19 protein-coding genes and 3 pseudogenes are annotated in these 20730 nt (G+C 70.6%); 9 read left to right on the plus strand and 13 right to left on the minus strand.

The window, feature by feature from the left end; all coding sequences use genetic code 11:
- Positions 1-9 precede the first annotated feature (9 nt).
- The 7 genes from FB558_RS42100 to FB558_RS42130 are packed head-to-tail and all read right to left on the minus strand — an operon-like array spanning position 10 to position 6356.
- Positions 10-711 (minus strand): ABC transporter ATP-binding protein, encoded by a 702-nt coding sequence (locus FB558_RS42100; protein ID WP_211367244.1) that lies wholly within the window; start codon positions 709-711, stop codon positions 10-12.
- The gene (locus tag FB558_RS42105) at positions 708-1526 is read right to left on the minus strand and encodes an ABC transporter ATP-binding protein (protein WP_142065237.1); all 819 of its coding nucleotides are present in this window, start codon (positions 1524-1526) and stop codon (positions 708-710) included. The genes FB558_RS42100 and FB558_RS42105 overlap by 4 nt, the downstream gene beginning before the upstream one ends.
- On the minus strand, positions 1523-2593 hold the full coding sequence (locus FB558_RS42110) for a branched-chain amino acid ABC transporter permease (protein WP_142065239.1): 1071 nt from the start codon (positions 2591-2593) through the stop codon (positions 1523-1525). The genes FB558_RS42105 and FB558_RS42110 overlap by 4 nt, the downstream gene beginning before the upstream one ends.
- Positions 2590-3480, minus strand: a complete 891-nt coding sequence (locus FB558_RS42115; RefSeq protein ID WP_211367245.1) for a branched-chain amino acid ABC transporter permease — start codon at positions 3478-3480, stop codon at positions 2590-2592. The genes FB558_RS42110 and FB558_RS42115 overlap by 4 nt, the downstream gene beginning before the upstream one ends.
- A 33-nt stretch (positions 3481-3513) precedes the next feature.
- Entirely contained in the window at positions 3514-3834 is a 321-nt protein-coding gene (locus FB558_RS42120) for a 2Fe-2S iron-sulfur cluster-binding protein (RefSeq protein ID WP_142065241.1), read from the minus strand.
- A gap of 1 nt (position 3835) precedes the next feature.
- Entirely contained in the window at positions 3836-5077 is a 1242-nt protein-coding gene (locus FB558_RS42125) for an NAD(P)/FAD-dependent oxidoreductase (protein WP_170231820.1), read from the minus strand.
- 34 nt (positions 5078-5111) lie between these two features.
- A complete protein-coding gene (locus tag FB558_RS42130) occupies positions 5112-6356 on the minus strand; it encodes a cytochrome P450 (RefSeq protein WP_142065245.1) in 1245 nt (414 codons plus the stop codon).
- A 358-nt stretch (positions 6357-6714) separates the two neighbouring features.
- Here FB558_RS42130 and FB558_RS42135 point away from each other — a divergent pair, with 358 nt between their 5' ends.
- Genes FB558_RS42135 through FB558_RS42160 form a run of 6 tightly spaced genes read left to right on the plus strand, consistent with a single transcriptional unit; the run spans position 6715 to position 12358 of the window.
- Positions 6715-7947 carry an ABC transporter substrate-binding protein gene (locus FB558_RS42135; RefSeq protein WP_170231821.1) on the plus strand — a complete coding sequence of 411 codons (1233 nt, stop codon included), beginning with the start codon at positions 6715-6717 and terminating at the stop codon, positions 7945-7947.
- A gap of 41 nt (positions 7948-7988) precedes the next feature.
- The gene (locus FB558_RS42140) at positions 7989-9032 is read left to right on the plus strand and encodes an aromatic ring-hydroxylating oxygenase subunit alpha (protein ID WP_142065249.1); all 1044 of its coding nucleotides are present in this window, start codon (positions 7989-7991) and stop codon (positions 9030-9032) included.
- Positions 9029-9232: a ferredoxin gene (locus FB558_RS42145; RefSeq protein ID WP_142065251.1), complete on the plus strand. Its 204-nt coding sequence runs from the start codon at positions 9029-9031 to the stop codon at positions 9230-9232. Before FB558_RS42140 ends, FB558_RS42145 begins: the two co-directional genes overlap by 4 nt.
- 5 nt (positions 9233-9237) lie before the next feature.
- Positions 9238-10275 (plus strand): zinc-dependent alcohol dehydrogenase, encoded by a 1038-nt coding sequence (locus tag FB558_RS42150; protein ID WP_142065253.1) that lies wholly within the window; start codon positions 9238-9240, stop codon positions 10273-10275.
- Positions 10276-10291: 16 nt separating this feature from the next.
- Positions 10292-11386: a cupin domain-containing protein gene (locus FB558_RS42155; RefSeq protein WP_142065255.1), complete on the plus strand. Its 1095-nt coding sequence runs from the start codon at positions 10292-10294 to the stop codon at positions 11384-11386.
- 42 nt (positions 11387-11428) lie between these two features.
- A complete protein-coding gene (locus FB558_RS42160; RefSeq protein WP_142065257.1) occupies positions 11429-12358 on the plus strand; it encodes a fumarylacetoacetate hydrolase family protein in 930 nt (309 codons plus the stop codon).
- A gap of 180 nt (positions 12359-12538) precedes the next feature.
- Here the strand turns inward: FB558_RS42160 and FB558_RS42165 are convergent.
- Positions 12539-12954 (minus strand): annotated as a pseudogene (locus FB558_RS42165) (transposase); the annotation flags it as partial.
- A 4-nt stretch (positions 12955-12958) separates the two neighbouring features.
- On the opposite strand from FB558_RS42165, the pseudogene FB558_RS42170 reads away from it, so the two are divergent.
- The 3 genes and pseudogenes from FB558_RS42170 to FB558_RS42180 all read left to right on the plus strand — a co-directional run.
- Positions 12959-13171, plus strand: a pseudogene (locus tag FB558_RS42170) (IS1634 family transposase); the annotation flags it as partial.
- An 89-nt stretch (positions 13172-13260) separates the two neighbouring features.
- Positions 13261-14370 (plus strand): IS110 family RNA-guided transposase, encoded by a 1110-nt coding sequence (locus FB558_RS42175; protein ID WP_142065259.1) that lies wholly within the window; start codon positions 13261-13263, stop codon positions 14368-14370.
- Positions 14371-14769: 399 nt separating this feature from the next.
- A pseudogene (locus FB558_RS42180) lies at positions 14770-15662 on the plus strand (IS5 family transposase).
- A 454-nt stretch (positions 15663-16116) separates the two neighbouring features.
- Here the strand turns inward: FB558_RS42180 and FB558_RS42185 are convergent.
- From FB558_RS42185 to FB558_RS42205, 5 genes are read right to left on the minus strand one after another with little or no spacing between them, the layout of a single operon-like run.
- Entirely contained in the window at positions 16117-16884 is a 768-nt protein-coding gene (locus tag FB558_RS42185; protein WP_170231822.1) for an HpcH/HpaI aldolase family protein, read from the minus strand.
- Positions 16881-17897, minus strand: a complete 1017-nt coding sequence (locus FB558_RS42190; protein WP_142065263.1) for an ABC transporter ATP-binding protein — start codon at positions 17895-17897, stop codon at positions 16881-16883. The genes FB558_RS42185 and FB558_RS42190 overlap by 4 nt, the downstream gene beginning before the upstream one ends.
- Positions 17894-18904 carry an ABC transporter ATP-binding protein gene (locus tag FB558_RS42195; RefSeq protein WP_142065265.1) on the minus strand — a complete coding sequence of 337 codons (1011 nt, stop codon included), beginning with the start codon at positions 18902-18904 and terminating at the stop codon, positions 17894-17896. The genes FB558_RS42190 and FB558_RS42195 overlap by 4 nt, the downstream gene beginning before the upstream one ends.
- Entirely contained in the window at positions 18901-19770 is an 870-nt protein-coding gene (locus FB558_RS42200; protein ID WP_142065267.1) for an ABC transporter permease, read from the minus strand. Before FB558_RS42200 ends, FB558_RS42195 begins: the two co-directional genes overlap by 4 nt.
- The gene (locus FB558_RS42205; protein ID WP_142065269.1) at positions 19767-20717 is read right to left on the minus strand and encodes an ABC transporter permease; all 951 of its coding nucleotides are present in this window, start codon (positions 20715-20717) and stop codon (positions 19767-19769) included. The genes FB558_RS42200 and FB558_RS42205 overlap by 4 nt, the downstream gene beginning before the upstream one ends.
- Positions 20718-20730 lie beyond the last annotated feature (13 nt).

Genomic DNA, 20730 nt, shown 5'->3' on the forward strand with positions numbered 1-20730 from the left:
CGTGGGTGGTCATCCGACGCCGAGCAACCGACGAGCCGTGTCCTTGTCGTGCCGAAAGTCCCGCGTGCTCGCGCGGTGCACGATGGTCCCCTTGGCCATCACCGCGACCTGGCCGGCCACGCTGAAGGCCAGCCGCAGGTCCTGCTCCACGAGCACGGCCGACATGCCACTCGAGGTGAGCTCGGACAGGAGGTCGCCGATTGTGCGGATGACGGCCGGCGCCAGGCCGTCGCTGGGTTCGTCGAGCAGGAGCAGCCGCGGGTTCCCCAACAGGGCGCGACCGATGGCGAGCATCTGCTGCTCGCCGCCGGAGAGCTGGTGTCCCCCGTTGTTCTTGCGCCTTGCCAGGTTGGGCATCAGCTCGTAGATGCGCTGCAGGGTCCACGGCCCGGACGAGCGCACAGCGATCCGTAGGTTCTCCTCCACGCTCAACGGGGCGAAGACGCGACGTCCCTGCGGGACGAAGCCGATCCCGGCACGGGCGATCCTGTTGGGTGCCTGGCCGCTGATGTCGGCGCCGTCGAACGTGACGGAGCCTGCCCGCAGCCGCACCATCCCCATCAGGGTGTTGATCAGGGTGGTCTTGCCTGCGCCGTTGCGCCCCAGCACGGCAAGGACCTCCCCGGCCGGTACGTCGAGGTCGACGCCCTGCACCACGCGGCTGCGTCCGTACCCCGACTCGACGCCGCGGACCTCGAGCAGCGCGCTCACTCCGTCTCCAGGAACAGGTCGGTGTCGTCGGCCGCGCCCAGGTAGGCGTGTTGAACCTCGGCCGACGTGCGGACCTCCTCCGGAGTGCCGTCGGCGAGGAGTCGGCCGGTCACCATCACCGACACGCGGTCGGCGAGGGAGAACACGACGTCGAGGTCGTGCTCCACGATGACGATCGTGAGCGACCGCGGTAGCGACCTGACGAGCTCGACGAGACCCGCCGTCTCGACGGGTGACATCCCCGCGGTCGGTTCGTCGAGCAGCAGGACCCGGGGTGCCGTGGCCAGCGAGACCGCGACCTCGAGCTGGCGTCGTTCGCCATGCGAGAGATCGGCGACGAGGTCGTCCTCCCGGCGCGCGAGCCCGACCCGCGCCAGATGTCCACGTGCGGTCTCCACGACCAGACGTTCGCGGGTGCGACGAATCATCCTGAAGGAGATGCCTGCCCGCCGTTGCCCGGCGAGGACGACGTTGTCCAGTACCGAGAGGTCGAGGAAGAGGCTGGAGGTCTGGAACGTCTGGGTGATGCCGAGCACGGCTCGATCGTGGACCGGACGGGTGCTCACGTCCCGGTCGCCCAGCCACACGCTCCCGCCGGTGAGCGGGATCGTGCCGGCGATCAGGCCGAACAGTGTCGACTTGCCGGCGCCGTTGGGGCCGATCACCGCGTGCCTGCTCCCCACCGCGACGTCGAACGAGACGTCCCGGACGGCGTCGATCTTCCCGTAGCGGCAGCCGACCCGGCGCAGGCTCAGCGCGACCGGCGATCCACGGAGTGCAGCCCACGTCGTCGACGTAGCAGGGGTCCCGGTCATAATGGCGCTCCTGTCGCAGGCGGCACAGCGGGAGGCGCGGGCCGACGTGGTCGCCACCAGCGGGACACCAGCGGCCACACCGTGCCGACGACACCCTTGGGCATCAGGTAGACGACGACGACGAACAGGACACCCAGCAGGAGAACTCCGTGAACGCCGACGTCCGGAGCGAGCTGGTCACGGACGAGCACCACCGCGAGGGCGCCGACGAATCCGCCATACAGCGTTCCCGTCCCGCCGGTGACGATCACCAGCAGTGCCAGTGCGGCCACCGAGAACCCGACGTCGGACGGCGAGACGAAACGGGTCTGGGCCACGAGCAGGCTGCCGGCGACGCCGGCGACGGCCCCGGCGATCACGAAGGCGGCGAGCCGGTAGGCCGTGACGTTGTAGCCGATGGCCCGCATCCGGTGTTCGTTCGCCTTGATCCCACGCAGGGCGCGGCCGAACGGCGATCGGACGACGAGGTGCAGACCGGCTGTGGCCACCACGACCACCACCAGGACGTACCAGAACGTGAAGGCGTTGGCCGACAGCACGAAGACGCCGGGCAGGACGTCCAGGCGGGGGATACCGGACACGCCGTTCGAGCCACCGGTCACCCCACGCAGCGACAGCGCCAACGTCCGTCCGAGCTCGGCGATCGCCAGCGTGAACATGAGGAAGTAGATGCCGCGCAGCCGGACGGCCACGAGCCCCACGAGGAGGGACAGCAACGCACCGGCGGTGAGCCCGACGAGCAGGTGCAGGGGCGCGAGCGGCAGGAGGTCGACGGCGACGATGGCAGAGGCGTAGGCCCCGACCCCGTAGTAGATGGAGTGCCCGAGCGAGGGCAGCCCGGTGTAGCCGACCAGCAGGTCGAGGCTCGCGGCGAGGAGGCCCAGGACGAGGACGTCGGTAAGCAGGGACACGGTGAAATCGTCGGCCATCAGTGGCGTCGCGCCGAGGACGAGGAGACCGCCGACGACGGCGATCACCGCCCGGACGGGGCGACGCGTCGTCGCCTGCGGGCGTGACCCCGCCTCCTGCCCGCGGAGGGGTGTCGAGCGGGACGTCGTCGAGCTCATGAGTGGCTCCTCGTGGCGTCTCCGAGGAGACCTGCGGGGCGGAAGGTCAGAACGAGCGCCATCACGGCGAACACCAGGAAGCCCGCGATCTCCGGGACGAAGGCGGCTCCGAGGGCCTGGACCTGACCGATGAGCAGCGCTCCGACCAGAGCGCCGCGGACCGACCCCAGCCCACCGACGACGACGACGACGAGCGTGAGGATGAGCATCTCGTGGTCCAGGCCGGGGTGGGCACCGAACAACGGGGCTCCGAGCACTCCACCCAGCACGGCCAGGGCGGACCCCGCCGCGAACACTCCGAGCAGGACCTTCCGGACGTCGACGCCCAGAGCCGCGACCATGTCCCGGTCCACCACGGCTGCCCGGACCAGCGCGCCGAGCCTGGTGCGCTCGAAGGCCACGTAGACCGCGACCGCGATGACGGCCCCGAACCCGATCAACGCAAGGCGGTAGGCTGGGTACGAGCTGCTGGCGACGTTCACGCTGCCGGATAGCGCTTCCGGGGCTGCGACACTGAACACGTCGTTGCCGAAGATGAGGTATACGACCTCGACCAGGATGAACGCCACCCCCAGGGTGAGCAGGGCCTGGTCGAGGTGACCGCGTCCGGCCAGCGGCCGGGTCATACCCATCAGTGCCGCTCCGCCGACGAGGCCGACGACGATGGCCAATAGCGCGGCCCAGACGAAGCCGCCGCCTCCGCGGACCACCAGATAGGCCAGATAGGCGCCCACCAGGTACAGCGCGCCGTGGGCCAGGTTCAGCACGTCCATCAGCCCGAAGATGAGCGAGAGGCCGACGGCGATGGTGAACAACAGGAGGCCGACGGCCAAGCCGTTGAGAACGTTGATGAGGTTGCTGTCGAACCAGCTGATCACGGCGGTCACGGGTGCTCCTGTCGGCGGCTGGGCGGTCCGGGCCTAGATCTGCGACTCGGGGATGGTGACCACGAGTTCGTCCGAGTCATGGGAAACCACGAGACGGCAGCTCAACCGGCTGTTGTCCTGGCGGCCGACGGCGAACTCGAGCATCTCCAGTTCCGCGCCGGAGCGTGCGGGCAGATCCGGCTGTGGGTCGCTCACCACGTAGACGTGGCAGGTCGCACAGGAGCAGACGCCACCGCAGTCGGCGTCGATCCCGGGAACGCCGTTGTCGATGGCGGCCTCCATGACGGTGGTCCCGGGATCCGCGTCGACGACGTGCTCCGTGCCGTCGTGCTCGACGTAGGTGATGCGTGCCACGTCAACTCCGGTCTGCGGTCGCCCCGGGGGGCGGCCAGTCGTCGGGGGTAGGGAACGAGAGGCACGCGGCTGCTCGTCCGAGGGTAAGGCGGGCCAGGGAGAACTCCCGTGGGGCGTTCACGGCGTCGACCGCGATCACTCGGCCGTCGCCGTCGGCGTAGAGGACGGCGAAGGAGCCGTCCACCGGATTGCCGCGCAGGACCGTCGTCGCGTGCCCGGTCAGGAGCCCGACGGTCTGTAGCTTGACGTCGTACTGGTCGGACCAGAACCAGGGCACGCGCTCGGTGGGCCGGGTCCGGCCGGTGATGGCGGCGGCGACGGTCTTGCCCTGCTCGACGGCGTTGCTCACCGACTCCAGCCGGATCCGCCGGCCGTAGAGCGGGTTGTGGGCGTTGGTGCAATCGCCCGCCGCGTAGATCTGCGGATCGGTCGTGCGGCAGACCTCGTCGACGGCGATGCCGTCCGCGCACCGGATCCCGGCCGCTTCGGCGAGCTCGACCCGGGGAAGCACACCGATGGCCACGAGCACGAGATCGGCCTGCCACCGTCGGCCGTCGTGACACGTGACGACGCTGCCGGTCGTCCCGTTCGTCGGGTCGATCGTCGAGACGGCGACCCCCGTCACTACCTCGACGCCGGCCGCCCGGTGCAGCGCTGTCAGGTGCTCGGACACCGCGTGACCCGCGACGCGGGCCAGGACGCGGTCGGCGGCCTCCAGTACGGTGACGGCGACGCCCAGCCCGGTGGCGACCGACGCGACCTCCATACCGACGTAACCGGCACCGACGATGACGAGCCGGCGGCCCGGGCGCAGGTGCGGTCGCAGCCGGTCGGCGTCCTCGACCGTGCGCAGGGCATGGACCGTCGGCGAGCCGGCCCCGCCGAAGGGGAGGGGTCGCTGCACGGCGCCGGTCGCCAGGACGAGATGGTCGTACCCGAGCCGTTCCCCGTCGTCGAGTCGGATCTCGGCGCGGTCGCGGTCGACGGCGCGGACGCACGCCCGGGTCCGTACCTCGACCTCCAGCTTCTGGTAGAGGGCGGGCGGCCGCAGCGTCAGCCGGTCGGTTCCGAGCCCGCCCCGGAGGTAGGCTTTGCTGACGGGCGGCCGCATGTAGGGGTGCAGGGGCTCGTCCCCGACGATGGTGAGGCTCGATGCGTAGCCCGCCTGCCGCAGGCTGACCGCGACCTGCGCCGCGGCCTGGCCCCCGCCGACGACCACGCACCGCTCCTGCGTGGCGGTCACGACGCCGTCTCGGCGGGAGGACGCAGCTCGGCGTTCATGAGGTGCGGACGGGGAGGCTGCGCAGGCCGCGGAAGCGCACGTTGTCGTTCCAGACCGGGTCACCGGCCCGCTGCAGGCCGGGGAATCGGGCTGCCAACCGGGGGAACACGATCCTCGTCTCGAGCCGGGCGAGCGGTCGCCCGACGCAGACGTGGACCCCGAGTCCGAACGACACGTGCGCGTTGGGCCTGCGCCCCAGGTCGAGCACGTCGGGCCGGTCGAAGGCGCGTTCGTCTCGGTTGGCCGAGGCCTGGCAGAGGATCACCTCGGTACCGGCGGGCAGGGTGACACCGGAGGACGGGAGGTCCGCCGGCCGGGTGGTCCGTCGGCCCTGGAGCTGCAGCGGGGTCACGAACCGGATCAGCTCCTCGACGGCGCCGTCCCCGAGGCCCGTACCTGCGCCGAGGCCGCAGTACTGGTCCGGGTGGTCGAGCAGGGAGTGCGCGCCGACGGCCATCAGGTTCGTGGTCGTCTCGTGCCCCCCGTTCATCAGGAGCAGGCACATGTGGACCACCTCGGCGATGGAGACCCGGTCGCCGTCCAGGTGGGCCGCGACCAGGGCCTCGAGCACCGTCTCCGGGTCGCCGTCGACCCCCTTCGCGCGGACCCGCTGCACGTGCTCGTCGAGATAGTCGATGAACTGCGCCGCGCCCTCGTGGCCGGCCCGGACCGTCTCGGGCGACACGGTCGGATTGAGGGGGAGCAGGACCGTCAGGCCCATCGCCCTGAGCAGGTCCCCGTCCTCCGGAGGGACGCCGAGGATCCGCGTGATCAGCGCGATGGGGATGCGCGCGGCGAAGTCGTCGACGAAGTCGAGCTCAACCCGGTCCTCGGCCTCGTCGAGCAGGTCCTCGACCAGGTTCTCGATGAAGGGCCGAAGGCGTTCCACCGACCCCGGGGAGAAGAACGGTGTCACGACCGCGCGGAGCCGGTCGTGGTCGGGCGGGTCCCGGAAGAGCATCGCCGTCGAGTGGTGTTCGTAGAGCGGGCCGTCCCCGAACTTCGCGTGGAACATCTCGTTCTTGTCCACGATCGCCGAGACGTCGCGCCACACGGTCCGCACGTCGGCGTAGCGGGTGAGCAGCACCGTGCCGTCGCCGTTGCGATGCACCGGATCGTGGTCGCGAAGCGCCCGGAACCACGGGTAGGGCGCCTGGATATAGCCCGGCGGCAGGTCGAACATGTCGAACGTCCGTGCCGCCTCCGGCGTGGAGGGAAGGGCACTGCTGGTGCTCGTCATCGGGTGCTCCCGGGATCTCGACGGCGGGCGAGGGGGCGTGCTGCTACGCGGTGGCGAGCACGTACGACCCGGTCATCGCCCGGAGCTGGAACGAGGCGGCTCACATGACTGAGATGTAAGCATGGCGGGACGAAATGTCCAACTGTTCCTTAGAGCGGAACTGTCTGATGGATGGCGCGGGGGCCATCCGTCTGATCGCGCGAGGACCGACCGATCTCCGAAGGAGAAGAACGCTCCGCTGACTGTTCCTCAAGACGGAACTATCGCAGCTCGTATTCCGTACGCGGCTGTGTCCGACCTAACATCCTACGTAGCACCGGCCGCGCTCGCGGCGTCGAGTTCTACGTCAGGAGTCGCTGTGCTCGGACCGAGCCCCCGTACCCGCCCCGGGTTCCGCCGTATTCCACTCGTTGCTCTGACCGCCTCGGTCGCGCTCGCGTTGTCCTCCTGCGCCGGTTCCAGCCTGGGGGAGGCCCAGGGGGACGCAGCCCCCGAGACCGGTGGGCCCGTCCGGGTCGGCCTGCTGCTGCCCACCTCCGGGGTCTATGCCCCCGTCGGCGCGGACATGCTGGCCGCTTTCGAGCTCTACATCGAGGAGAACGGCGGACAGCTCGGCGGTCGTGATGTGGAGGTCGTCATCGCCGACGAGGGAGGCGATCCCGCGACCGGACTTCCCGCCGCGCAGCGGCTGGTGGTCCAGGAGGATGTGGACGTCGTCGCCGGGGCCGTCAACAGCGCGACGGCCATCGCGGTGACGAGCCTGTTCAACGAGGAGGAGGTCCCCCTGGTCATCTCCAACGCGGGTGCCGACGCCCTGACCGGTCCGAGCGGTTCCCCGTATGTCTGGCGCACTTCGTTCCACAACTCGCAGGGTGACGCGGCGGCCGGCCCGTGGATCCAGGCCGCCGTCGGCGACGGCGTCTACGCGATCGGGGCCGACTATGCCGGTGGCCGTGAGCACGTCGGCGGTTTCGTGCGGGGCTACACCGAGGCCGGCGGCAGCCTGGCCGGCGAGGTGTACACGCCCTTCGGCACGACGCAGGACTACCAGCCGTACCTCACGGCGATCGCGAACTCCGGGGCGAAGGCGACGTACGCGTTCTTCGCCGGTGCGGAGTCGGTCCGGTTCGTGCAGCAGTACAAGGAGTTCGGTCTGGACGAGACCATCCCGCTGTACGGCTTCGGCTCACTGACGAGCTCCGACGTGCTCTCGGCCATCGGCCCCCCGGCCGTGGGCGTCACCACGGTCCTGCACTACACACCGCAGCTGGACAACGAGGCCAACGGGGCTTTCGTCGCGGCGTACGAGGCCAAGACCTCGCGGCTGCCGAGTGTCTACTCGGTGCAGTCCTGGGATGCCGCACAGCTAATCGACCTCGCGCTCGCGAGCAGCGGTGGCGACGCCTCGGGACCGGTGCTGGCCGAGGCGTTCGGTGAGGTCGGCGAGATCGACAGCCCGCGCGGCGCCTTCACGCTGGACGGCCAGAGCCCCGCTCAGCCGTTTTACATGCTGGAGACCCAGGACGTGGACGGGACCCTGCAGAACATCGTGGTCGACGAACTCGGGATCGCGTCGAGCACGGTCCCGTAGCCCCCTCATCGCCATGCCATCACCCACCGCGAAGGAGCCCCGTGTACCCCACCGAGTTTCCCCGTAGCCAGTGGTACGTCGCCGCACGCAGCGAGGAGATCACGCGCGAGCTGTTCTCCCGATGGATCCTCGACGACCCGATCTGCTTCTATCGGAAGCTCGACGGCGCACCCGTCGCGATGGTGGACCGCTGCATCCACCGACAGATGCCGCTGTCGAAGGGCCGGTTGAGGGAGGACGCGCTGGAGTGCGGCTACCACGGCATCCTCTACGGCGACGACGGTCGCGCCCTGCGCATCCCGTCGCAGGACCACGTGCCCCCGGCCTGCCGGGTGCACCGCTACCCGCTGGTGGAGAGCGGCGGCGCGATCTGGATCTGGATGGGCGACCCTGAGGATGCCGACGAGTCGCTGATCCCCGACCACCGATGGATGAGCGATCCGGAATGGGTGACCGTCGGCGGAATCCTCCCCATGAAGGCTCGCGCGCAGCTGCTCAACGAGAATCTGCTGGACCTCTCGCACCTGACCTTCCTACATCCCGAGTCGATTGGGACCGACAAGCTCGCCGAAGTGCCGGTCACGTCGGAGTTCGACGAGAACTCGGTGCGCGTCAGCCGGGTGATGAACGGGATCGACTCGCCGCCGTTCTTCACCAAGGTGATGAAACTGTCGGGCCTCATCGACCGCACGCAGGTCGCGGAGTTCACCGCACCCGCCTTCCACGTCACCCATGTGTCGGCGCAGCCGGTCGACGCCGATGGTGACGACGGGCTCCGTCAGCACAAGGCGATCCACGCGGTCACCCCCGAGCGCCGGACGAGCACGCACTACTTCTGGTTCGTCGCCCGCGACTACGAGGTCGACGACCAGGAGGTCTCCGACCTGTGGACCCACGGCGGCAAGACCGTGTTCTCGCAGGACGTCGACGCGTGTGAGGCGATCGAGGAGATCATCGGGTCCTACGAGCCCAGCTACCCGGTCGAGCTCAACATGAAGGTCGACGCAGGCCCCTTGCGCGCGCGTCGGATCGTCGAACGAATGGTCGCCGACGAAGCAGCAGCGCCGCGCGAGCAGGGTTCGTGAGCAGGCTCCAGCTGATGGTCGACCAGGACAAATGCTGCGGTTTCGGAAACTGCGTCCTGGTCGCTCCCGGGCTCTTCGACCTCGACGACGACCGACACCTCGCCTACGCACTGGAACCGGAGATCGGCCCCGGGGCCCGCGGGGCCGTGGACCGGGCGATGGACGGGTGCCCCACCGACGCCATCTCGCTCGCGCCGTGACCGGGATGAGCGAGGTGACCCACCAGGCGACTCCCGTGCCCGACCGGGGTGCCCGGGTCCGCACCGGCGGCGAGGTCGTGGCGCTGGTGGCTGCACGGACCTTGCAGGTCCAGCAGCGCCCGGTGCCGCAGGTCGGCCCGGACGAGGTGCTCCTCGCACCGGCCGCGGTCGGCATCTGCGGTACCGACGTGCACGTCTGGCGGGGCCGGACCGACACGCTCCCGGTGGTCCTGACCCACGACGGGGTCGCCTGGGTGACCGCCGTGGGAGACCGGGTGGACCGGGCGCTGCTCGGCCGGCGGGTCGTCGTCGACCCCGTCGACTCCTGCGGCTCGTGCGCGGCATGCGACCGGTACCGCAACGGGATCTGCCCGCGCGGCGGCTACCTCGGGCTGACGGTCGACGGTCTCCTGGCCGAACATGTGGCGATGCCCGCGTCCCGGGTGGTCCCGCTGCCGGCGTCGGTCGACGATGTGGACGCGACGGTGCTCGAGCCGGTGGCGATTGGCCTGCGGATCGCCGATGAGGCGCCGCACTGGGGGCTGATCCCGCAGACCGCGGTGATGATCGGCGGCGGGCCGCTGGGGGTGCTCGCCGGCGTCGTACTGCGTGAGCGGGGATGGGACGTGCGGGTGGTGGAGCCGCAGCGGTCGCGGCGGGCGGTGGCCGAACGGCTCGGGTTGACCCCGGTCGCCGTGGCGGACGCCCGCGCCGCCGGGCCCGCGGAGATGGTCGTCGAGACCTCGGCCACCGAGGCCGGCGGCACACTCGCGATGGAGGTCGCCGCGGCGGGCGCGGCGATCGTGGTCCTCGGCAGGTCGCCGGGGATGCTGCCGTCGTCCCAGGTGCTGCTGCGGGAGCTGACCGTCGTCGGGCTCCGCGGGGCGCCGGGCCGCTACGCCGACGCCGTCCGGCTCGTGACCGACGGGACGGTCCGGCCGTCGGCCGTCGTCAGCCATGAGTTCGAACCCGACGAGGTCACCGCGGCCTTCGTGGCCCACGACCAGCCTGCGCCGCCGTTCCGGGCGGTGCTCCAACGTTGACGAGAAGGCGGAGTTGATGGTCACCCAGCGGTTCCGGAACACGGAGGACCCCGGCCTGGACGAGCTGTACGGGGACATGGCGGATGCCGACCTGCAACCGCTGTGGCTGCAGAAGGGTCTGCTCCCCCGAATGCCGAACGGGCTGTCGCCACACATCTGGCGGTGGAAGACGTTGCGGGCGCTCGCCGAACGGTCGGGCGACCTGGTCGGGATCGACCGCGGTGGCGACCGGCGGGTCCTCGCGCTCGCGCACCCGGACCTGCGAGGGGAGCCGTTCGCGACCCACACTCTGTGGGGCGCGATCCAGTACCTCAACGCCGGTGAACTGGCCCCCGCGCACCGGCACAGCCCGGCGGCGCTGCGCTTCGTCCTCGAAGGCACCGGGGTGTGGACCCTCGTCGACGGTGACCCGGTCCTCATGGAGCCAGGCGACCTGGTGCTCACGCCCAGCTACAACTGGCACGAGCACCACAACCCCGGTAACACCCCCATGATCTGGTTCGACGGCCTCGACCTGCCGCTCGTGCGCAACCTCGACGCCGTCTTCTTCGAGGAGGGCCCCGACGAGCCGACCGACTACGCGCAGGTCCGGACATCGCGGTCCGAGCACCGGTTCGGCATGGCCGGTATGCAGCCGGTGGGCCACGTCCGCGCGGTGCAGCACCCGGCCTCCGGCCGGCACTCGCCGCTGTTGACCTACCGCTGGGCGGCCACCGACGCGGCGCTCACCTCGATGCTGGACGCGGGCGCGGCGGGCTGGGCCGCCGCCAGGTACGTCGACCCCGCCACCGGCGGCGACATCATGCCGACGCTGCGCAGCGAGATGCACCGGGTGCTGGCCGGGCACCGCACGCCCACCACCCGAACCGTCGGCGGCGGTCTGTGGGTGGTCCACAGCGGATCCGGTGCGTCGGTCATCGGCGGGGTGCGGTTCCCATGGGCGGCCGGGGACGTCTTCGTCGTCCCCTCGTGGGCGGCGGTCGACCACGAGGCGACCGAGAACGCCGACCTCTTCCTGCTGTCCGACGGGCCGATGGTCGAAGCGGCGGGGCTCGGACGCACCGAGACGCTGCCGGAGCACCAGCACGTGACGGGGACCGTCGCAGGCTGACGGCGGCACCCCCGACCCGAACCACTAACGAGAGGCCCCACCGTGCGCCTGGCCACGTTCGACGAAGATCGCATCGGGGTCGTCCAGGACGATCATGTCCTCGACGTCACCTCACTGGTCGAGCCCCTCGGGACCGGCACGAGCGCGATGCGCCGCCTGATCACGAACTGGGGCGAGCTGGACCTCTCCTCGGCGACGGGGCCGCGGCGGCCGCTGGCCGAGGTCAGACTGGAGGCCCCGGTGCCCGACCCGACCAAGGTCATCGCAGCGCCGGTCAACTACCGCGACCACCAGTCGGAGATGAGCCAGGCGTCCCACGTCAGCTCGTTGGGCTTCTTCCTCAAGGCGCCCTCGTCGCTGCTCCGCCCGCAGGGCACGGTGCAGTTGCCCTACACCGACCGGCGATTCGACCAGGAGGGCGAGCTGGCCTGCGTCATCGGACGGCAAGCACGTGCCGTGTCACCCGAGGACGCGCTCTCCTACGTCTTCGGCTATACCGGGCTGCTCGACATCACGATGCGCGGCGGGGAGGACCGGTCGACCCGCAAGTCGTTCGAGACCTTCACCCCCATGGGACCGTGGCTCGTCACGGCGGACGAGTTCGGCCCACCGGTCGACGTGGACCTGCGGTGCTGGGTCACAGGTAACCTGCGGCAGCGAGCAAACACCGCAGATCTCATCTGGGACGTGGCCCGGCTTGTCTCCTACGCCTCCTGGGTCACCACCCTCGAGCCGGGCGACATCCTCACCACGGGCACCCCCGCCGGCGTCGGCCCGTTGCAGGACGGCGACACCATCGAGCTCGACCTCGCCCGGATCGGCGGCGTGCTGCGGGTGACGGTCTCCGCGGGTGGCGCAGGTACGAGCCACACCTTGGGTAGGGACACCGGTCCGGTGCCCCCGCCCGCCCTCACCTGGGGCGCCGCTGGTTCTGCCTCGGCCGAACCGGCCGGCGAACCGACACCTTCGTAAGCACCGCACGGACGGCCCATATGCCCGCCCCGGATCGTTCAGCCTGGATCCACCGGATAGGCCGGGCTCATGGGCTGGCTGATCTTGGTCGGGGTGTGTGGCGCGGTGGGCGTGGTCGGTTCGCCGGTCTGTCCGGCTGTTCCACTGCAGGTTCTCCGGTCGTGGCCCTCGGGCCGGTGGTCAGGGTGCGGCCGGGAGGGGGTCGTGCAAGGCGATGCGCAGCAGCGCATCGAGCCCGGCTCCCCAGGGCCATCGCCGAGGTAGGTGCAGCACGAGCCGTCCGGCGGAGCGGGCGAGCCGGGCCGGGACGCCGATGAGCCGGTCGCGCAGGGTCCCGGTGCGGGCGCGGGCGTGCAGGGTGCCGGCGAGCGCGCCAGCGGCGCGGGTGAGGTTGAAGGCGATGGTCGCGTAGGCCGGCCAGGCCGCGTTCGCGGTGAACCGCCCGGAGGGCAGGTGGGCGAGGGCGGAGTTCTTCAGGTCCGCGATGACCTGCTCGACGATGGCGTGGTCGCGGTGGGTGCCTCCGCGGTGAGCATCGGCTCGGGGTTGTCGGTGAACACCGCGTGGAACCGGTGGGTGGCGAACAGCGCCGACTGGCCGGCTGGCACCGACAGGCTCCCGGCGATGAGACGCGGGGAGCTGCGCGGGCGGATCTCGACCAAGCCCGGCCTCAACCGCTACCTGCGGGTGACCCCCGGCGGGCTGCTGCGCGTCGACAAGACCAAGATCACGGCCGAGGGGAACCTGGACGGGAAGTACCTGCTGCGCTGCTCGGACCCGCACCTCTCGGCCGCCGACATCGCCCTGGGCTACTAGACGGTATGGAGGTCCGGGCTGGGGCCTCGCCACATGTGAACGTGGGTTGCCGGGCAGGAGCGGGTCCTGGCCGGTAGAGCCACAAGATGTGGGAGGCCCCAGTGGACCGGAAGCGTACGAGTGTCGGGCTGGATGTGCACGCACGATCGGTGGTGGCGTGTGGCCTGGACGGGGTGACGGGGGAGCTGTCCGAGCGCCGGTTGACCCCGGACCACGCCGAACTCCTGGGCTGGCTGCAGGCGCTGCCCGGTCCGGTCGAGGTGGTCTACGAGGCGGGTCCGACCGGGTTCGGGTTGGCCCGGTTCTTGACAGGGCGGGGAGTCCGGTGCCGGGTGGCGGCGCCCTCGCGGCTGCAACGCCCGTCCGGAGACCGGGTCAAGACCGACAAGCGCGATGCCCGGCATCTGGCCCGGCTTCTACATCTCGAGGAGATCGTCTCGATCGCGGTGCCGAGCGTGGAACAGGAGGCCGCCCGGGATCTGGTGCGGGCTCGCGAAGATGTCCGGTGTGATCTGATGTCGGCCCGGCATCGGCTGTCGAAGCTGCTGCTGCGCCAGGGGATCGTCTACTACGGCGGGAAGCCCTGGACGGTGAACCATGACCTATGGCTGCGGGCCCGTCGCCGGCAGCCGGTGTTCGACCAGCCCGGCCTGGGGCTGGCATTCGACATCGCCTACGACACGATGCCGGCCACGGTGGCCCGTCGGGACCGGCTCGACACCGCGATCGCTGAGATGGCCACCGAGAGTGAGTTCACCCCGGTCGTGACTCGGTTGGGCTGCCTGCGCGGGGTGTCGACGCTGACCGCGTTCGGGCTCGCGGTCGAGATCGGGGACTGGCAGCGGTTGACCGGCCGGTCGATCGGCGCCTACCTCGGGCTGGTCCCGACCGAGTCCTCCTCGGGGGCGTCACGCTCGCAGGGATCGATCACCAAGACCGGCAACGCTCACGCCCGACGGTTGTTGATCGAGGCCGCTTGGCATCACCGGCGTCCGAGCCGGCCCAGCGTGGTCCTGCGGCGCCGCCAGGACAAGGCCGGGGCCGCGGCACGGGACCGGGGTGAGCGGGCCAACCGGCGCCTGCACGCCCGCTGGGCCCGGTTCGACGCCCGCCACAAGCTCCCGGTCGTGGCGAACACCGCGATCGCCCGCGAGCTCGCCGGCTGGTGCTGGTCGCTCGCCGTCATCGACGACTGACCAGCGGTCCCCACGATCGTCCGGAGCAGCACCGATGGCGACGGCTGCGCCTGTGAGCGGGACCCGCGAACGCCCTATGAGCAACCCTCTCCTGCCAACCCGTCGCCGGGGAGCAGAAGACCGGTGACGCTCGCTGCTAGACCGCGGAAACCTGCTCGCGCCGAACAGTCCGTCCTGCGGTATCCAACCCGCGCATATCAGACTGACAACGCGTCGAACGCCGACACGCTCGCCGCCACCACGCTGTTCCGGACAACTGAAGCGGTGCCCACGACGACGGTCCTGGGCACCGCTTCACCCTGCCCCCTTGACAGAACGGCCTACATATCAGGGCGTGTCCTGTAAGGGTCCTGACCTGCGATCGGTGATCATGCTTGGGTGGTAGGGCGTGGTGAGCTGGTGGTAGGACGTGGTGAGCTGACGGACAAGGCCTGGGCGCGGATCGAGCCGTTGCTGCCACCGGTCGCAGGGCGGGGTCGCCGGTGGCGCGATCACCGCCAGGTGATCAACGCGATCCTGTGGAAACTGCGCACCGGGGCCCCCTGGCGGGACCTGCCCGACCGCTACGGGCCCTGGAAGACCGCGCACGAGCGCCTGCGGGTCTGGACCGCGGATGGCACGTGGGAACGCATCCTCGACGACGTGATCGTCAAAGACGACTCCGTCGGGAACGTGGAGTGGACCGTCAGCATCGACTCCAGCAACGTCCGGGCCCACCAGCACTCCGCCGGGGCCCGGAAAAAGGGGGCTGCAGCACCGAGTGGGTCGAAGCCCTCGCCGTCGACGGAGAAGCCCTCGGACGATCCCGCGGCGGGCTGACCAGCAAGGTCCACCTCGCCGTCGACGGACGCGGCCTGCCGATGTCGGTGATCCTGACTCCGGGTCAGGCCGGGGACAACCCGCAACTGCTCCCGCTGCTCGACCAGGTCTCGGTCGGCCGGGACGGGCCCGGCCGACCCCGCAAACGGCCCGACCGGGTGCTGGCCGACAAGGCCTACTCCCACCCCTCGACCCGAGCGGCGCTGCGCCGGCGCGGGATCGCGTTCACCAGCCCCGAGCGCAGCGATCAGATCCAGCGCCGACGCGCGAAGGGCTCGCGGGGCGGTCGCCCACCCACGTTCGACCAGGCCCTTTACGCCAGTCGCAACGTGGTCGAGCGCTGCTTCAACCGGCTCAAACAGTTCCGCGCCCTCGCCACCCGCTACGCGAAGCGCGTGGCCTACTACCGATCAGAGATCATCATCGCGGCCACCGTGTTGTGGCTGCGCACGGACTTACAGGACACGGCCTAGCGAGTCGCGGGAGCACCCCCGCCGAGCACGACACCGGGCCGCTACTGGGCCCCGGGCGCGATCATGGCCTTCCTCGAAGCCCTCTGATTATGCCGACGTCTCGCGCCCGTTCGCTCCCGTGGAGCAGGACGTTCTCACCGAGGTCGGCATACGGCATAACCGACGTTGTGCCGACGTCGGCACAACGTGGAGTAGGTGACGTAGTTCGCCAGCACGTCGAGGATGAAGCGCTCCTCGATGGCCTGGCGCATCGAGTAGAGGTGGAACGGCTCCTGCCGTACTCCGGACGGGAGCGAGGCGTCGGGGATCGCGCGTCCTTGCGGGGGACCGTCGGTACAGCGAGGCGATCTCCACCCCGGCCGTCGCGGCGATCTCGGCCTTCGTCGCGTGTGGGGCCGCGGTCAGCACGAGACCTCCATGGAGTCGTGCTGTCCGGGGCTGACCGGGCGACTGGCTATCGCGCCCGCGCCGCTGCGAGCTGGTCGGAGATCTGTGTGACTCCCTGGGCGACGAATGCAGTGTCGGAGGAGCAGGTGACGATCAGCCCGCCGCGTTCGATCCAGTACGCGCCGTCCTCGGCGCTGGCGGCGAAGTACCCGAAGGGCACGCCGCGCTGCCGGCAGCGGTCCATCACGCTCTGCATGGTGTCGCGCACCCGGGGGTTGGTCCGGTCGTGCAGGTGGCCCATCGAGATGGCGAGGTCGGCCGGGCCGACCATGACGCCGCTGAGTCCGGGCACGGCCAGGATGTCGTCGAGGTTCTTGACCGCCTCCTCCGTCTCTACCTGGATGATCACAACGACGTTGTCGTTGGCGTGCCGGGCGTACTGCTCGGGCCCGCCGTGGATGCGTTGGGCCCGGCGCGGTCCCCAGCTCCGGTTGCCTTCCGGGGGGTAGCGCACCGCGGCGACGGCCCGGATGGCGTCGTCGGCGGTGTTGACCATGGGCACGATCACGCCGTCGGCGCCGGCGTCGAGGATCTGGCCGATCGCGACCGTGTCGTTGGACGGCGGGCGGACCAGTACGGACAGCTCGGTGGGCTGGAGCGCGATCAGGGTGCGCTGCAGTGTCTCGATGGTGATGGCGATGTGCTGGAAGTCGATGAACAGGAAGTCGAGCGCGACGTCACGCAGCGTCTCGGTGACGGATTCGTCCTGGATCACGTGGCTGATCCCGACGACCGGGCGACCCTGCTGGACGGATGTCAGCAAGCGGCTCTTCACGGGGTGGTCCTCACTTCTTCGATCATTGATGGGTCGATCTCGCGCCAGAAGTGGCAGGCGACGGAGACCCCGTCACCGGCCGGCTCCAGGCGGGGTTCCTCGGTCGCGCAGCGGTCCTGCGCGAATGGGCAGCGGGTCCGGAACCGGCAACCGGACGGTGGGTCGGTCGGGCTGGGGATCTCGCCGGTCAGGATCCGGCGGCGGCGGGGTGCGTCCGGGTCGGGCACCGGGATCGCCGAGGTCAGGGCTTGTGTGTAGGGGTGGCGGGGGGTGGTGAAGACGGTGCCGCTCGGACCCTCCTCGACGATCTTGCCGAGGTACATGACCGCGGTGCGCCGGGACACGTGCCGCACGACGTTGAGGTCGTGGGCGATGAACAGGTAGGCCACGCCCATCTCGCGTTGGAGGTCCTTGAGCAGCCGCAGGATCTGGGCCTGGACGCTGACGTCCAGCGCGGCGACCGGTTCGTCGCAGACCACGAGGGCGGGCTCGACCGCCAGGGCCCTGGCGATCCCGATCCGTTGGCGCTGGCCGCCTGAGAACTCGTGCGGGTAGCGGGTGAGGGAGTCGGCGGGCAGCCCAACGAGGTCCAGGAGCTCGGTGACCCGCCGTCGGCGGCTCGCGCGGTCGCCGATGCGGTGGATCTCCAGGGGTTCCCGGATGATCTCGCCGACCTTCATTCGGGCGTTGAGGCTGCCGAACGGGTCCTGGAACACCATCTGCGCGCGTTTGCGGAGCAGCTCGCGGCCTGCAGCGCCGGTCAGGTCGGTCCCTTCGAGGTGGATGGAGCCGGCGTCGAGGGGTACGAGCTGCAGGACGGCGCGGCCGGTGGTGCTCTTGCCCGAGCCGGACTCGCCGACCAGGCCTAGCGTTTCGCCGGGGTCGATCCGCAGCGACACGCCGTCGACCGCACGCACCACGGAGCGCTTCCACGCTCCGGGGGCCCGGGCGACCTTGAAGCTCACTGCGAGGTCGACGACGTCGAGCAGTGGCCGGTCGGTCGTGCAGGTCATCGGAGCACTTTCCCGTCATCGACGGTGCCGCGGGTGGAGGGGTCGGCGAGGTGGCAGGCGGCCTCGTGTTCCGGTCCGACGGTGCGCAGTACCGGCTTGTCGTCGTGGCACCGGTCGTGCACCAGCGGGCAGCGCGGTGCGAACGAGCAGCCCGGAGGGAGTTGGCCGAGCTGCGGGGGTGCGCCCGGGATCGGGGCGAGGTCGACGGTGTCGGGCGACTCCAGGTCCCGCACGGTCTGCAGCAGGGCCTGTGTGTAGGGGTGCGCGGGGTTGCGGAACAGGTTTCGCGCATCGGCGCGCTCGACGACCCGCCCGGCGTACATGACGTTGACCTCGTCGGCCGCCTCGGCGACGACCCCGAGGTCGTGGGAGATGAGCAGCACGGCCATCCCCAGTTCGGCCTGCAGTCGCTGCAGCAGGTCCATGACCTGGGCCTGCAGCGTGACGTCGAGGGCGGTGGTGGGTTCGTCGGCGATCAGCAGGTCGGGGCCAGCCGTCAGCGCGACCGCGATCATGGCGCGTTGCCGCATCCCGCCGGAGAGCTCGTGCGGGTACTGGTGGACGCGGCGGTGCGGGTCGGGCATCTCGACGAGCTCGAGCATCTCGACGGCGCGGTCGCGGGCCGCGCAGCCCCGCATACCGTGGTGGCGACGGAGCACCTCGGTGATCTGGTGCCCGATGGTCAGCACCGGGTTCAGAGCCGACATGGGGTTCTGGAACACCATCGCGATCCGGCGGCCGCGGATGCTGCTCATCTGGTCCTCGGTGAGCCCGGTGAGGTCGTCGCCGGCCAGCCGGAGAACGGTCGCCGATGCGTGGGAGCCGGGCGGGGTGAGCTTGAGGACGGCCAGTGAGGTCAGGCTCTTGCCCGAGCCCGACTCCCCGACCAGTGCCACCGTCTGTCCGGTGCGGACGGTGAGCGACACGCCGTCGACGGCGACGCGTTCGGAGTCGGCGGAGCCGAAGGACACCCGAAGGCCCTCGACCTCCAGCAGGGCGGTGCTCACAGGTTTCCTCCACGGGGGTCGAGCATCTTCTGCAGGCCGTCGGCGATCAGGGTCAGGCACAGCACGAGCAGCGCGATCGTCAGCACCGGGAAGACCGCCGCCGAGTAGGACTGGGACAGGTAGAGCTCGGCGTCGGACAGGATCGAGCCGAGCGACGGCGTCGGGGGCTGGGTTCCGAGGCCGAGATAGCTCAGCGACGCCTCGGCGACGACCGCGAGCGGCGCGGCGATGGCGAACTGGACCAGCAGCGGGGACACGGCGAACGGGAAGATGTGACGCCGCATGATGCGCACCCCGGACGCCCCCATCGACCGTGCCGCCTCGACGTGTTCCCCGCGGACGCTGGACAGGGTGATCGCCCGCATCACCCGCGCGAAGATCGGCACCTCGGCGAGGGCGATGGCGAGCACGACCCCGAACGGTCCCGGTCCGAGCAGCAGGACCAGTGCGAGCGCGAGGAAGATCATGGGCCAGGCGATCAGCAGGTCGAGCATCCGGGACAGCACGGCGTCGAGCCATCGGCCGAAGTAGCCGGCGAGCAGGCCCAGCGACGTGCCGACGACCGCGGCGATGGCCACCGCGGCCAGCCCGGAGACCAGCGAGGGTCGAAGCCCGTACAACAGCCGGCTCAGGGTGTCGCGACCGAGGTTGTCGGTGCCGAGCAGGAAGGTGCCCGACGGGCCCTGCAGCCGGCTGTCGAGGTGCTGCACGATGGGGTCGAACGGCGCGAGCAGGGGGGCGAACAGCGCGGCGAGGACGATGACGGCGAGACCTGTCCCGCCGACGATCAGCCGCCGGTCGAGCGGGGCGCGGGTGCGCTTCGCGAGCGGGATCGACGCGTCGAGTGCCTCGATGGCGGCCATCATCGACCCCCGACCCGGACCCGCGGATCGATCAGCCCGTAGGCGATGTCCACGAGGAACGTCAGTATCAGGAAGATGGCGGCCGCGAGCAGCAGCGCTCCCTGCACGACGGGGTAGTCGACACCCCGGATCGCCTGGATCGTCAGCCGGCCCAGGCCGGGGTAGGAGAACACGGTCTCCACCACGACGGCCCCGGCCAGCAGGCCGCCGAGCTGGATACCGGCGATGGTGACGGTCGGGATCAGCGCGTTGCGAAGGCCGTGCTGGACCACGATCGTCGAGCGCCGCAGTCCCTTCGACCGGGCGGTGACGATGTAGTCCTGGGACATCGTCTCGCCCAGCGCGACGCGGATGAAGCGGGTGAGCACCGCCGATACGGGGATGGCCAGCGCCAGGGCGGGCAGCAGGATGAACTGCAGCGCCTCCCAGGCGGACTGCCCGGCGAGCCCGGCACCGGCCGGGGGGAGCAGTCCCAGCTCGACGGACACCACCAGGATGAGGATGGCGCCCAGGGCGAAGCTCGGGACGGACAGCGACATCGCGGCGAACGCGGAGATCGCCACGTCGACCCGTCCACCGTTGCGCAGCGCCGCGACGATGCCCAGCGCGGCGCCGACGACGAGGGCGAGCAGCGCGGCCACCGCGGCCAGCCGCGCGGTGTAGCCCAGCGCACCGGCGATGACCTCGGTGACCGGCTGGCTGGTGGCGAACGAGGTGCCCAAGTTGAGCCGGAGGGCCTCGGACAGCCAGACCAGGTACTGCTCGGGCAGCGGGCGGTCCAGTCCGAGTCGCTCGCGCTCGATCGCCACCTGTTCCGGGGTGGCGTCGAGCCCGAGGCGGATGTAGGCGGGGTCCCCCGGTGAGTTCTGGATGACGAGGAAGATCACGACGGAGCCGATGAACAGCATCAGCGCCAGCTGGGCGAGGCGGGTGAAGGTGTACCTCAGCATCGGGATGCGGCCC

This window comes from Pseudonocardia kunmingensis, assembly GCF_006716445.1.
GTDB classification, from domain to species: Bacteria; Actinomycetota; Actinomycetes; order Mycobacteriales; family Pseudonocardiaceae; genus Pseudonocardia; species Pseudonocardia kunmingensis.